Annotated in this window: 9 protein-coding genes and 1 pseudogene; 5 read left to right on the top strand and 5 right to left on the bottom strand. The window is 57.8% G+C overall.

Annotated features, from left to right (window positions below):
* The first annotated feature begins 72 nt into the window (after positions 1 to 72).
* On the top strand, positions 73 to 462 hold the full coding sequence (locus KHO31_RS02935) for a response regulator (protein ID WP_211622840.1): 390 nt from the start codon (positions 73 to 75) through the stop codon (positions 460 to 462).
* An 81-nt stretch (positions 463 to 543) separates the two neighbouring features.
* Here KHO31_RS02935 and KHO31_RS02930 read toward each other — a convergent pair whose 3' ends face one another.
* Genes KHO31_RS02930 through imuA form a run of 3 tightly spaced genes read right to left on the bottom strand, consistent with a single transcriptional unit; the run spans position 544 to position 5806 of the window.
* The gene (locus tag KHO31_RS02930; RefSeq protein ID WP_211622682.1) at positions 544 to 3693 is read right to left on the bottom strand and encodes an error-prone DNA polymerase; all 3150 of its coding nucleotides are present in this window, start codon (positions 3691 to 3693) and stop codon (positions 544 to 546) included.
* A 6-nt stretch (positions 3694 to 3699) separates the two neighbouring features.
* Positions 3700 to 5169, bottom strand: coding sequence for a Y-family DNA polymerase (locus KHO31_RS02925; RefSeq protein WP_211622680.1), 1470 nt, complete (start codon positions 5167 to 5169; stop codon positions 3700 to 3702).
* Positions 5099 to 5806, bottom strand: a complete 708-nt coding sequence (gene imuA / locus KHO31_RS02920) for a translesion DNA synthesis-associated protein ImuA (protein WP_211622678.1) — start codon at positions 5804 to 5806, stop codon at positions 5099 to 5101. The genes KHO31_RS02925 and imuA overlap by 71 nt, the downstream gene beginning before the upstream one ends.
* An 88-nt stretch (positions 5807 to 5894) precedes the next feature.
* Here imuA and KHO31_RS02915 point away from each other — a divergent pair, with 88 nt between their 5' ends.
* The 3 genes from KHO31_RS02915 to KHO31_RS02905 all read left to right on the top strand — a co-directional run bounded on the left by KHO31_RS02915 (position 5895) and on the right by KHO31_RS02905 (position 9612).
* A complete protein-coding gene (locus KHO31_RS02915) occupies positions 5895 to 6209 on the top strand; it encodes a hypothetical protein (RefSeq protein ID WP_211622676.1) in 315 nt (104 codons plus the stop codon).
* Between the two features lie 346 nt (positions 6210 to 6555).
* The gene (locus tag KHO31_RS02910) at positions 6556 to 6774 is read left to right on the top strand and encodes a hypothetical protein (protein ID WP_211622674.1); all 219 of its coding nucleotides are present in this window, start codon (positions 6556 to 6558) and stop codon (positions 6772 to 6774) included.
* 123 nt (positions 6775 to 6897) lie between these two features.
* Entirely contained in the window at positions 6898 to 9612 is a 2715-nt protein-coding gene (locus KHO31_RS02905) for a P-loop NTPase fold protein (RefSeq protein WP_211622672.1), read from the top strand.
* 478 nt (positions 9613 to 10090) lie between these two features.
* On the opposite strand, the gene KHO31_RS02900 is transcribed toward KHO31_RS02905, so the two are convergent.
* Positions 10091 to 11536: a hypothetical protein gene (locus tag KHO31_RS02900; RefSeq protein WP_211622670.1), complete on the bottom strand. Its 1446-nt coding sequence runs from the start codon at positions 11534 to 11536 to the stop codon at positions 10091 to 10093.
* A gap of 399 nt (positions 11537 to 11935) precedes the next feature.
* A pseudogene (locus KHO31_RS39095) lies at positions 11936 to 12022 on the bottom strand (MFS transporter); the annotation flags it as partial.
* A gap of 922 nt (positions 12023 to 12944) precedes the next feature.
* Between KHO31_RS39095 and KHO31_RS02895 the strand changes: the two are divergent.
* On the top strand, positions 12945 to 14105 hold the full coding sequence (locus KHO31_RS02895) for a hypothetical protein (RefSeq protein WP_211622668.1): 1161 nt from the start codon (positions 12945 to 12947) through the stop codon (positions 14103 to 14105).
* Positions 14106 to 14394 lie beyond the last annotated feature (289 nt).

Genomic DNA, 14394 nt, shown 5'->3' with positions numbered 1-14394 from the left:
GATGACAGGCCGCGTGAAACTTTAGTCGGTATTCAGTTGCCAAAGAACAAGTGGTCGCTCGGATATCCGGATATGACAAGCGTGCTGCTGGTAGATGACGACGCGGAAGCCCTTGCAGCATGGGAGGCGAACTGCATCGCAGACGGATTTGAGGTGAAAAGTGCGAGCGATGGCAAGTCAGCGTTGGCAATGTTCATCGAATCCCCTGTAGACATAGTGGTCGCCGACTGGCGTATGCCAGTGATGTCGGGGAGCGAACTGTGTCACCGATTGCGCACTCTCCCTGGATTAGCTGACGTTACCTTCATACTGGTTTCCGGAGAACCCAGCCCGCCAGCCTTCATCAGCTACGACGGTTTCCTTCGCAAGCCCGTAGATGGGCAAATTTTACTGACCACGATGCGACGGCTGCTGACAGAACACGCAACCCATCGAGAGCAACGGCGCGGCGGAACAACGTAGTCATATGACCGTCCGCTCTTGCGCATGAAACGAGCCCAACTCCAGGTCGTTATAGGGAGGCGCTCACATTGCGGTGCCGCGTCAGCAAAAATTCCTGCTCGCTGTCGTCAGACTACCCAGCAGAGATGACATGTCGACAAGCCGCTGCGCGACCAGATGTCGAACCTCTCCTTGACACTGCCAGGTCCCGTACACCGCAAGTAGAGATGCGCCCAGCGCCTCTTTGCGCTGTTTCTCAAAGAGGCTCGGCCAAATGACTACATTCACGTTGCCCGTCTCGTCTTCCAGCGTCACGAAGAGCACGCCCTTTGCTGTGCCCGGACGCTGACGCACGGTAACAAGCCCGCAGCCTCGTGCGAGCCGCCCGTCGCGATAGGTGCGCAGAGTCGATGCTGGCATCAGGCGGTTTGCAAGCAACTGCGGCCGCAGCAGTTCAAGCGGATGCCGGCCTAGCGTCAGACCAACTGACCGATAGTCCGCGACGATATCGTGAGCTTCCGTCGGCGCGCCGAGCTGGGGAGTTTCGTCCTCAACGGTTGCTGCGGCGAGCATGTCCTTGTCCGGAACAGCAGCGACCGACTGCCATAGCGCTTCACGACGATTGCCGGCAAGCAGGGCCAATGCGTTGGCGTCAGCGAGTATGTGAAGGTCCTTCCGGTCAAGTTGTGCGCGTCGAGCCATGTCTTTGACGCTCCCGAACGGCCGAACTGCGCGCGCGTTCTCAATGCGTTCCGCAGCGCCGTCCTTCATACCGCGAAGCAAAGACAGGCCGAGTCGCACTGCTGGTCGTCCAATGTCGACGAGCTTGACCAATGCCGAGTCCCAACCGCTCGCGGTCACATCAACTGGCAGGACCTTGACTCCATGTCGCTGTGCATCCTGCACGAGCTGTGATGGTGAATAGAAGCCCATGGGCTGCGAGTTCAGCATGGCAGCAAGAAACGCCTCTGGCTCGTGGCACTTCAGCCAGCTGCTCGCATAGACGAGCAAGGCGAAACTGGCCGCGTGACTCTCCGGAAAACCATATTCACCAAAACCTTTAATCTGCTCGAAGATACCCTCAGCGAAAGCCAGGTCGTAGCCGCGCTCCTGCATCCCGTTGACGATGCGGTCGTAATATTTTTCGAGGCCGCCCTTGCGCTTCCACGCGGCCATCGCGCGACGCAGTTGGTCAGCCTCGCCAGCGGTGAAGCCCGCGGCAAGAATCGCGACCTGCATCACCTGCTCCTGAAAAATCGGAATGCCGAGAGTCCTGCCCAATGCAGTCTTCAATGCTTCGCTCGGATAGGTCACGGGCTCGAAACCCTGCCGGCGCTGCAGATAGGGATGCACTGCACCGCCCTGAATCGGACCGGGCCGGACAATGGCGACTTCGATGACGAGGTCGTAGAACGTGCGAGGCTGCATCCGCGGCAGCATCGACATCTGGGCACGCGATTCAATCTGGAAAACGCCGACAGTATCGGCAGCGGAAATCATCTCGTACGTTTTCGGGTCCTCCGCAGGTATGTCCTGCATTTCAAAACGCTCCCCGCGCTGCTCTGACACGATATCCAGCGTGCGCCGGATGGCCGACAACATTCCAAGCGCAAGCACATCGATTTTTAGAAGGCCGAGCGCCTCGAGGTCGTCCTTGTCCCATTCGATAACGCTGCGGTCAGCCATTGCCGCATTCTCGACCGGCACGAGTCGCGTGAGCTTCCCGCGGCTGATGACAAAACCGCCCGAGTGCTGTGACAGGTGGCGCGGGAATCCGAGTAACTGCGACGCCAGTTTTGCCCAAGCCTGAATAAGGGGTTTCTCCGGGTCAAGACCGGACTCGGCGAAGCGCTTGAGCAGGTCCTGACTCGTGTCGAACCAGTGATGGCTCTTCGCGACCAGGTCAACTATCTGTGGGTCAACGCCGAGCGCCTTGCCCGTTTCGCGCAGCGCGCCGCGGGGGCGATACGTCGAAACGGCGGCAGCAATTGCAGCCCGGTCGCGACCGTATTTTTTGTAGATGTACTGGATGACCTCTTCGCGCCGTTGATGCTCGAAATCGACATCGATGTCTGGCGGCTCACCACGCTCTTTCGAGATGAAGCGCTCAAAAAGCATACTTCCTCGAGCGGGGTCGACCTCAGTGATGCCGAGGCAAAAGCAGACCGCGGAATTGGCAGCCGAGCCACGACCCTGGCAAAGGATGTGCTGGCCACGGGCAAAGCGCACGATGTCGTACACCGTGAGGAAGTACGCTTCATATTGCAGGTCCGCTATGAGGTCCAGTTCGTGCTCAATCTGCTCCTGGACCTTGTGCGGGATTCCCGACGGAAAGCGTCGTTGGGCACCGATGTACGTCTCCTGTCGCAGATATGCGGCAGACGTGAAGCCGGCTGGCACAAGTTCGTCTGGATACTCGTAACGCAACTCGTCCAACGAAAACGTACAACGACTCGCAATATCAACGGTAGCGTTAAGTGCTTCGTCTGGATACAGATTCGCGAGCCGCAGTCGCGACCGCAGGTGCTGCTCGGCATTCGGCGCAAGGTCATAACCGCATTCATGGACAGACTTGCCAACCCTGATGGCCGTCATCGTGTCCTGCAGAGGCTTTCGCGAGCGCACATGCATGACAACATTGCCAAGCGCGACAACAGGTACGTCCTGATTGCGGGCGACGAATTCCACCGCGCCCCGATGAATATCGTCCATGGCACGTTGGTGCATCACGAGGCCTACCCAGGCCCGCCCAGTGAACGTGTCATCGAGCCACTCGACCTGTGCCGCAAGAACATCTTCCTTTGCCGGAAAATCGGGCACAAGAATGGCGAGGCAATCAGGCATGCCGAGCAGATGCCGGTTTTCCTTGTCGGGTCGGGACAGGTCCTGCGGAGTAAGGCGATATTCCCCCTTCGGTGCGCGCGTACGGGCTAGCGTAATCAATTCAGACAGGTTGCCGTATCCCTCGCGATTTCTGGCCAGAAGAATCAGCCCGAACGCTGGCGAACCATCAGCGTTTGCCAGGCGGAAGTAAGAGCCAACGATAAATGGCAGCTTTGCTTTCTTCGCCGCAACGTGAGCGCGCACGACGCCCGCCAGCGAGCACTCATCGGTTACTGCCAGAGCTGAATAGCCCAGTTGCGCCGCACGCTCGGACAGCTCTTCTGCGTGAGAGGCTCCGTGCAAAAACGTAAAGTTCGAAAAGCAGAAAAGCTCGGCATATGCCGGCAGCATGGTGAACGAGGAGTCCATGGCGTGTCATCCGAACAGGCCGTGGAGAAACCACCGCTGGTCTTCTTCCGCGTCACGACTGCTGACGCGCTCACGGTAAATCCAGAAACAGCTCTGGTCTTCACCTTGCGCGACGAAGTAGTCGCGTGTCACCAGTTCGCCATCAAACCACCCGGCCTCGATGCGTTCACCCGGCGATACCATGCGCAGCGGCGACCCGTAGAACAGCCGATGTTTTCGCATCAGCAGGCGCACGGGTTTTTCCAGCAGCCAGGTTGGTCGCGGAAGGCCCTCAGGCAGTGCGGTGCCTTTAGACCGACTCGCAATGGGAACCCATCGATTTGCAATCTCAGGCCGGTAGTCCGCGGTCGGCGCGGGCCGAAGTACGTTTTCTTCGCCGAGCCTTGCCACCAGTAATTCGACCAGACGTGCGTGCTCCTCGGCCGAGCCACCGGGCTCCGGAAACAGGGTGTCCGAAGCAGGCGCCGCTGGTTGCACGTTCGATGCATCGAGTCGTAGCGCGATGACAGGCGCAGTCAGTTCAATCCGGCCAAGGCGTTCCTTGATGAGCCGGACAAGATGGTCCTCGCGCCACGTCGGCTCTCCCAGCGCAATTTCAATGGGAGTCGGCTCAATTGCCTGTCTGCCTCGCTCGTGCTCCAGCAGAAGCGTCGCGCCTGTGAGCGCCAGTTGCTTTGCGCACAACCAGCCACATAGCTGCACGATGAGGCGATGCGCGCCGAAGACCACCGCTTCTGCGTGCTCGATGCGGTCCGGCATTTCAATGCGGGCAGAAAACGTTGGAGGCAGTTCCAGCCAGTCAAACAATTCGGGCGCCGTGCCGAATGCCCGGTCCAGCGAATCAAGCAGGTGCTCGCCGCAACGGCGCTGCAGTCCGGCACGCGGTAATCGCCGCACGTCTGCAATCGTCTCGCAACCAAGTCCTGTGAACCAGTCTGCAAACGGTCGTACTTCCGGCACTGACAGCAGCGGCAGTGCGGACAGTTGCCGTTCGAGCGAGTCGACCTTGAGTACGCGCCGGTTCCGGTGCTTCGCGAGCAGCCATGCGCCTTGCCCTGTGGGCGCGGCACTTATCCGCGCGGTCAGTCCAATGGTTTCGAGTATTGCTTTCGCCTGCCGGCATACAGCGAGCAGTCCACCAAACAGACGCAAGCTTGCGCCGATGTCGACCACGACAACAGCCTCTTCGAGCACAGCGACATCGGGCGAGAACTGCATGAGCGCCACTGCCACTTCGCGTTGCGCGGCATGTTCACGGCCGGGGTCGCGCTCGTACATCTCTACCTCCGGCGCGAGCGTCAACACACCGCCGCGCTTCATGCCAACCCGCACGCCCGAAGACCTGGCTACCCCGTCAGCGATGAGCACCTTGTCCCTGTCCAGGACCACGCTGCCGTGTGCGGGCTCAGGCAGCCACTTTGGTCGGAAGACCTCGAGTTGCAACCGGGGCAAGTGGACGGCGAGAAATACGCGCATGGTGCGAAAACAGGACAGGTGTTGGTTGAAGTGGAATGGACAGAGGCGCTGCGCGTGCTGGACCTCGTCGCTTCGTAATGTCGACGGTCAGACCGTCGCGTTCTGACTGGAGCGCCAGTCGTAAAACTGCTGGAGAGGCATCCTGTGCTGACGCCAGTGGGCGGACCATGAAGAACAACGTTTCCGAAGACTGTGCTGCGAGATGCAGCCGACGCAGCGACGAGGTCTGAACGTATTGCGTCCAGAACAGAAGCGCGCCGCAACTGCCGGCGCGCAGAATCTGCTCTGCTGCCCACAATGCGTCCGCCGTCTTCGAGGCCCGAATCTGCATCAGTTGCTCTGGCGACAACCCGATGTACTCGAGGCCAAGCCCGTTGGGAATGTGCGGCGGCTGCACCATCGCGACCGGCCGCTTGCCCAGTTCGCTGAGCGCCGGACGAAGCAGCCGCATTTCACCCACGCCGGCCTGCTGGACCAGCAAGTCGACAAGCGCGCCGACGGGCCAGCCACCGCCTGGCAGTTCTGCGGACAACGCCGGATACCCCGTGTCCACCGTGCGGCCCCGGCCCCGCGCAAGCTGCGACGCCCGCCACAAGGACGGGTGTATTGCTTCCGGAATGGGGGACGGGACAGTCATTGGATTGCGAAAATGCCTGTATGGATATACAGTATCCTACACGGATTTCCGTAGCGGCGAACAGACACTTTTTTTGGGGTGAAACTTCATGGATATGCGCGTTCGCAAGCCGGTCAGTCATCCGATGCCCGAGATTGCGGCGTTTGTCGCCGACATAAAATCTGCCTTTGGCGAGCAGGAAATCGACGAGGCCATTCGCCGCGGCAAGGCGGGAGAGCCGACGTTCTTTGCGTGCGAAAATGGCCGCTCGGTGGGTACCGCTAGTCCGGCGGAAGCCGATGTCTGGCGCGTTGACGGCGCCGTGCGCGACCGCCACTACTGTGACGGTTGCGACGGGTCGTGCGTCGGAGGGGATGTATCCTGCAGTGACAGACTGAATCGCATCGCCAAGGAGAAACGATAGTGAAACTGGTTGGATGCGGGTTGCTTTTACTCGCGTGTACTTCGTCCGCGTTTGCAGGCGAGCGTTACATAGAAATCTGGAATCCGCCCGAAGCTCGCGATGGATTGCATCAGGGTGCAGGCGCGCCGAAGTCGCTTACGCAGAAGCGGCGTGTGCCTCATTTCGTAAAAACACGGGCGCATCGCTCGCCGGCCACCGCTACGAACCTGGCTGTGAAGCAGGGTGCTCCCGGTACCGGTACGCGACGCGTTACTCCTGACGTGTCGGAAATTCCCCGTCTGATAACTCCCGAGGGGAACGTGCTGCGCGTTGATGCTCACGACTCGAATGTTGAGGTCGTGCGCTGATGGAATCGGGAAGCTACAAGGGATACCGCATCTTCGGTCACGCCATACTTCAGCAAGAAGACATCCTTTCGCCTGAGCGATACGCAGGAAGCGGGACCATCGCCCACGACGCGAAGATGATTGAAGCCTCCGGGGTACTCGCTGTTTTTGACACCGAGGAAGAGGCACAGTTCGCGGGACTGGACTGGGCGCGTGCTTGGGTCGACAACCACGGATAACCCTTTGCAGTCGTCAGACCGGCCTCAGAGTCCACTTCAACCTGGTCGCGTCGGTACTAAGAGCAACGGTTTGCTGCATAACGCACCAGGCTCAAATAATATTTGTATCATTTCATAAAATAAATGCCCCCCAGAACCTATCCAAAGCTGCTGCCGGATGTACCGCATCTTGACGACCGTCTTGGTGGCGCACATAAACAACTAGCGGAATCGATTTCCAGACTCATCCTCACTTCGGACGGCGGAAAGAGCATCAAACTCGACGGAATTTGGGGAAGTGGTAAATCTACGGTCGTGGGGATGCTCACGAAATTGCTTGAGCAAAGCGAGACCGAGGCACACGCGACTGGACTAGCAGAGGAACGCTCGACCATAGTATTTCAATACGATGCCTGGGTGCATGTCGGCGACCCACTGCGACGCGCCTTTATGACGTCATTGCTTATGAAGTTATCGGGCGCGAACTGGATTGAATTCACCAACGATATAGCAAGCGGTGGAAGTTGGGAACGTGAACTAGCCAAACTGAGCAAGCGGCTGAAGGTGTCGAGCAAGACAGTCCGCCCTAACTTCGACGATGTTTCGAAACTCACTATCGGAGGGCTAATCGCGCTTGGTATCGTTGCACCAACCGCGTTCGGCGCTTTGAGTGATGCGCAGCGGGATTGGGATGTGGGGGCCAAGTTTTCATTTGCTGCCGCCGCATGGCTCTTCTTGACTGGTCTACTGTATTTCTCATCCGGCCGGATACTCAACCTTCTTGTGAGGCGGGCCGCCAATGCTGAAACGACAGAAGCCATAGAGGAGGCGGAACCAACCTCGATTGAATTCCAAGCGGCTTTCGGCACGCTGCTGGGTGACGTCCTTAAGAAAGAAACGCGCCGTTTGGTGATTGTGGTCGACAATCTGGACCGCATCGACGAAAAGGAAGCGTCAGACATATGGACACTGCTACGGTCCTTTCTGGATAACCCAAGCTTCGCCGCAGAGCCGTGGTTCAAAAGACTATGGGTGGTTGTGCCACTGGCGAGTTCCCGAACTTCAGAGCGCGACGAAAACCGTCGACCTGTCCCGGACTCACGCCTTTCAAACTTCGACAAGATTTTCCAGGTGAGCTTCAGTGTCCCGCCGTCACTTCTTCACTCATGGAAAAACTACTTGGCAGGACTTTTGGAGGAGGTGTTCGGGAAAGACGATACCGGGGACCATGACGAGATTCTCAGGTTGTACGAGGAGCTTCCGCCTCCTGGACTCATGACGCCTCGAGCGATGGTCATTTTCGTAAACAGGCTCGTCGCGGCCAAAGTTGAGTGGGATGATGCAGTTCCACTATCCTGCCTTGCAGCCTACGAACTGTGTGCGTCAAAACTCGACGTCAATACATGCCAACCACCAGACGTTGTAGCCCGTATTTTGCCATTGGAGAGGCTCAACGATGTGTTCGCAATGCTGCACTATCGGGCGTCGAGCCTGGATGACGCTTCCTACCTCACCATCAGTCCAGAGATTGAAAAGGTACTGGATGCTGGCGATGGAAAACAATTGCGGGAATTGCTGAAGCGTACGCCAAGTGGGCGATATGTTCTGGACAAGTACATCCGGAGCGACCTGAAAAAGCTTGGGTCGCAGCAGGAGAGATTGTTTCAATTTCTGTGCGCCCTAGCTCCGCTCTGTAACGAAGAAAAGGCAGACAGCTCCAAATCGCTTTTTATCCCGGCGAGCTTGCGACGGCATCTCGTTGAGGCCGCCTGTCAGACGCTTTCGGAGATGTCATCGTTACATCTGAGGAACGACAATCTCGTCTCAGGAATTGATGCGTTCCTCGCCATTGTCGCGAATGATGCGAGGTCAGCAAGTGTGCTTGTAAAGTTGCTGGCGGGGATGAAAGCGTCGGGCGAGCAAGATGGCAATGGGTATGGTTCCCTCTGGGAGAAGTGGAAAGACAATCTCATCTCGTTGCTCGCAAGAAAGAATATACGCGAATACATCGAACAGACTGGATTCAAGTTCACGCTTCCAGTCTCGCCAGCGCAGTGGGCCGAGGTGGTCCAATGCTTCCAGAAGAACGACCAAACGTGGGCGTTGCAGGCATGCTCATCTGAGCAAGGTGACGAAACACTTATTGAGTGGGTAAGCGGTGGTCTGGACCACCACTTTTTCTCGGCCTCCGCTCTGGCTCTGCTTAAGCAACTTGTTCATGACAAAGGTGAACCGGTCGTTAAAGCGGTCATATCTTCGGTGGCGCAGAGAGTTGCACTTATACTGAACGAAAATCCGACCGTTCAGCCTCCAAATATTGACGTCGCCGCGTCCGCAATTTCCGTGTTGATTCGCGAATTTCCTGACCACTCGCTACCAACGCTCAGAACCCTCACGAGAAACGCAAGCCTTTTTACCTATATCGCCGCTGCGCAGAGCCAGAATCAACTCGCTTGCAAATTCGTCTTTTGCATGGCGACTTATCTTGGTCTGGAAAAGGAGTCAATGGTGCCTGGCAAGTTTAGCAATACCGCTATATCGGGTCAGCAGGCCTATGTTCAAACGATGCAGGGTAACGCAGTTCGAGCGCCATCCGATGTGTTGGTGTACTGTGACGTGCTGTCTGGTCTGCGGCGCTTTGACGTGCTGTCTGATTTAGTCGACAACGCGGCCTATGCTGCATTGGGAAGACAACTCGTTATAGGACTCGCATCGGACAAACGCTTCATCGAAATGTTGACCTCTGGTGTGTTGGACGCAAATGAATTTGCCGCTAGATTCATCGCGGCGCCAGACTTGCCGAAGGCGTTTCTCGAAGCCCTGCCGTCTACTTTACGACCTGTGCCAGATGACTCATGAGCAAAGCAGTTCGCGCTCGCGAAGGACTGCAAAACCCTCGGGCCTGATATCTCATCGCCTCACATTATCTGTGAGGCGGAGACGGCCGCTTCGGTGGCTTCAATTCAAATGTCGGAATTCAAAGGACGTGCTGACAAGGCCGAGGACTCGCGCTTCATCGTGGCCTGCCGTCTAGTCCGGTCGTTACCCGTCGGGAGTGCTCACAGAGGTCGGCGCGCTCGAGCGCGCGGCACCGGCCGCAGTTCATCTTCAGCCAGATGCGAGTCGTTTCGCCGGCGTGCATTGAAAACAAAAATTCTCCGGTTCCGGAGTTAGCAGCATGCCCGCGCCAACGACATAGAGCAGTGCGTACGGAGTTTCATTGTAGGCAGATGAAGCGTCATCATCTCGTTCCTGAAGGTACGAGCACGCAAGCGCCGTCATGACCATCAACCTCAGGGTACTCTTCTAGTTTTGCGAATCTTGGTGCAAACAGGCTTTAGTAGTCCCACTGACCAGTTGCCAAGGCGCCCATATCACCAGACAAAGAAATCTCTGGCGGCCTAGTGGCCAGCCAGTACTCGTGAAAGAGGTCGTTAGCATTGCGCGTGGCCACGGTGTCGTCGACAAGCCTCTCCAAACTCTCAACAGTCAATACCAGAACACCCTTCTCTGCGGCCTGGGATAGGTCGGTGACCGCCTCTCGTGGCAACGATGTGACCATTATGGGAAGGCACTTCCGGTCCGAGTGGCCAGCATCCTGCAATCTCTCTGCCAAATCCGACGTTCGCGAAAGTAGCTTCGACATCTTTCCGTCTTTGTCGATGCTACCTGTCGTGCATTCGATAACAAGGAAGTCGCCGGAGGGGGTTGTAGCGAGAACGTCGGGGCCGTCCTCAGTGAGCGGGCCGACCATCGGATTCACTGCGAAGCCCAGCATGTAAAAGAGATTAGCAACTCCCCATTCGAACTGCTTGGCGTTCTGCTTTAGTTGCTTCGGGTCGAAGAGATATTTCTTTACTCCCGAAAGCCCATCATCGAACGTTTCATGCGCAACGCGTCGCGTGTTGGCTACTACTGCGGGGTCGACAATCCAGTCCTGATGCAACGACTTCCCCTCATAAGAAGCGAAGCATTGAACAATGGCGCCGGTCGGAACTGCAACCGAAACTTCCCCCACAAGGCCGGTTTCGAATGCATGCCACGTCAACTCCTGGCCTGCCATTGATTTTCGCGTAACTATCTTCCCGTCAGCGGCCAGGACTCGATAACCCAGCTTTGCTGAATCTCTGTCGATTCCATGAGCTGCAAGTAGAGCGAGCGTCACCCTCCCGCCGATTATCGTCCGGCTTGAGTCAACCGCGACAAGTGGAAGGGCTGAGACGTCGAGCGAACACATATCCCATCGGAGCGAGCGCAGCCCTAGTTCGGCCGCGAGCTCGACAACCGAATCGTACGGAGTATCCGCTGCGCGAAGGTCATTCAAGAACTCCGCTTGCTGGTTGGTAAAGCGAAACCCGTCGAACGAGACGCGTAGAGTTAGTGGGTGCGCCTGCTTCGCACTTGGTTCCGGTGGAAATCGCTCAACATAGGCGGACAGCGTCATGTCCGACCTTTCGGGCACTGCGCCATACTTGAGGTTGCCCAACGGAGTGGCGATGCCGAAATGAAATAATCTATCGAGTAACTGCCGAGCGTCGACATCTAGGTCCGCAAGACGCATAGAGCACGCACAGATTGATGGTGTCTTGACTTCGATTAAAGGCGGTGCACCGATTCCGGTTGAAAGCACAACGTGGCCCTGCATCAACGCGAGCCCAGAATTATCGGGTTCTCGAACCGCCAAAAAGCTAAAGGTGGCTTGGTTGTACACGGCGCTTCCGGAACCAATCAGGTCAAAAAATTCCTGAATCTTCTTGTTTTCGTGTAAAGGAATGGTTTTCATGTCCGGCGGCCCAAAGGATTGGTCATGCGTGTCGATGAATGAGAAAAGTAATCGAATTATGGAGGCGATGGATGAACATTGCGGACCGGCCACAGTCCCGAGGTTTATCACCGCTAGCTCGCCTCGACAACGTGTACTTTGCCACGATAAAGATTCTGCCGAACTCTGACAGAGACGTCGAGTCATCCGAGCAAGCCGTGGAAGAAATGTCGGCCCGTTGCCAAAGCGCGGCTACCCACGCGTACGCGGTAAATCCGGAAACAATCCGGGTCGTTTCCTTGCACGGCGAAATTGTTGCGAGTCAACGGTTCGCCATCAAACCACCAAACCTGTTGGTACGCGCAGCTCGACCCATCCCCAGGTGTACGCCTGCCGCTCGAGCGGCGTTGTTGTCGGTTAGGCGGCAAACCCGGAAACAAGCAGCCCGACGGACAGCGCCGCGTTGGTGGCTGTCCTGCTCCAGCCCATCGTCTGCCCCATCGGCACACTGGCAGTGAGCAGCGTCGCGAAAGCAGTGAAGCCTTGAACTCAAGGTAACGCGACCCATGCTGTGTCGGCACGAGGCGAGAACGCGCGCCTGGCGGTTTCGCCAAAGCATCGCCTCGAGAAAGCGGTCTCAGAGCATCAGTTCGCCGGCAAGTGCAGTGCCATCCCGCGCACGGGGTCGTCGAGTTGTCCACACAATCTGTTTGCAAGGCTGTGGACAACTCACCAGCAAGCCGGGTAAATCACTGAAACGACTGGATTTGTATGGCATGCACTTGCGGCGGGCGTTTGATGGGACGCCAATCGCCGCGGCAAGCTATTGAGCAAGCACACCACGGTCGAGCACACGACAGAGACTGATTCGCGCGGAGTTCGAGCAGCCTAGCATCGAGGTGTGGATGTAACTGCCACGCGGCTGGGGACCTTCGCAAGAGAGAAGGCCCCTAGTTGCACGCACGGGAACTGTTTGCATCGGCTGTCAGTCTGCGTAGGTGCACAGAACAGCCGCCCGGTCAATGTCGGCGCGACTGTCGACTGCAACATGGGAGATTTATGTACAAAGGCATACCGGCCACTTTGTTGGTCACAACCACGGTTTTTGCTCTGCCGACTGAAGCCAATGCGCGTCCGCGCATGGAATGTCAGCGTGTCTGGCTACATGGACATCTTGTTCGCAGGTGCAGACTGCTACCGCCGCTCAGGCACCATCATCATCGGCCGCCTCCACATCGTCGGCCGCCCCCGCCGCATCGCTACTGATGCTCTGTTCACTTCATCTGTACGCCGCGCTCTTGCAGTTGTTCGCCACTGAAGACTCTCTAAGCCAAAACAGGTTGGCGCGAAGCGTGCACAAGCAATGTTGCTTTGCCGGGCGGTGCCTTCCGCGCTTCGGCTTTTTTCGTTCGAATACGGAGTGGCCTGTATGCCCCGCGTTCATCAGGACTTTGACCGCCAGAAACTCTACGAGGAAGTCTGGGCGGAACCCGTCACCAAGGTGTCGAAAAGGTACGGCATCTCGGATGTCGGGCTGCGGAAGATATGCGTAGGCCTGGACATTCCGGTTCCACCTGTGGGGCACTGGGCAAAACTCGCTGCCGGCAAGACCGTGGAAAAGCCCGCGTTGCCGGCTTCAAAGGGGGCGACGAGTTACCGCCGCACGGTCTACAGAGATGAGCGCGACGACGACCTTGCCCGGCGGGCGCAAGCCCGCATCGACGAAGACGAAGCCGATGCGCCCCAGGTGCCGGCCGTTGAGCTGCGCAAATCGATTGAAGAGTGCCTTCCGCTCGTCAGAAGGATTGAGAAGAAGCTGAGCGGGAAGCCACGCGATTCACGTGACTGGCCATACTGCGATGGGGCCGGGCTCATGCGTATCGCGGTGTCACCGCAGAATGTCCAGCGCGTTCTTCTGCTGCTGAATCTCCTGTTCGAAACACTGTCTGCAGCGGGATACCGGCTGTCTCAGGGCGACAAAGAGAGTCAGCCCGCACACGTCACCATCCTGGATGCCAAACTGACCTTCCGTGTGAGAGAGCGTGCCCGACAGGAAACCGTTCCGCTCACGCAGGAGCAGCAGGCCGAAAACAAGCGGCTGCGATACGGCCACCACCGTCCGGGCTGTTTTTTCCATCCGACCAATGAACTAGAGCTCGCAGCGTTCACAGTCGACAGTAAGTACGCGACCGCCACCCTCACTGATACCCGGAGTGCGTCATTGGAGACGAAGATTCAAGCGTTCGTCGTCAAGCTTCGACATCTGACTATCCGGAATTCGGTCCGGGCGGAAATGGCTCGTGAGCAGCAGGCGCTCTTCGCCGCTCAGGCGGTCGAACGGGCGAAACGGGCGGAGATTCGCCGGCGTGCGGTGGAGCAGTTGAAGCGTGTTGAGAGCTGGGCAGTAAAACTTGAGCGTGCGAACCGGCTGCGCGTCCTCGCGAACGAGTTCGATACGAAGAAGCTGAAGTCTTCGGATGACATCGTGGACGCGGCCTGGATTCGTCGGGCTGCCGATTGGTTGGACCCGACTATCGAATGTCGCTGGGATGATGTCGACAATGCTCCGCCTCTTTACGGCGAGGAATAACCCGGGCCAGCTTGCGTTCGCCAGCCGGCGAGCCCCGCAAACGTGAAGAGGCGGGGCGCGCTCGTCCAACTTGCTTGCGGAGCGTCCGGCCACGCCGAACCAAGGGGTTGAAGTGCAATCCACGTTTCCGCGAGCCTGCCGTCCTCCGTTCGATACCACTGTATGCCGGCGCGGCTCCGGGCCTCGCCCGATTGCGGGTCCATCCACTTGAATGCAAAACGGAACCATGCGCGGTCTCCGACGAATGAGTGGTCGTATATTCGCCTTGACTGCGTGGTATCAAAATCGA

The sequence above is a fragment of the Paraburkholderia domus genome, from assembly GCF_905220705.1.
Classification (GTDB): Bacteria; Pseudomonadota; Gammaproteobacteria; order Burkholderiales; family Burkholderiaceae; genus Paraburkholderia; species Paraburkholderia domus.
Note: the sequence above shows the minus strand (reverse complement) of the source record. Positions and strands in the feature narration are given on the sequence as shown.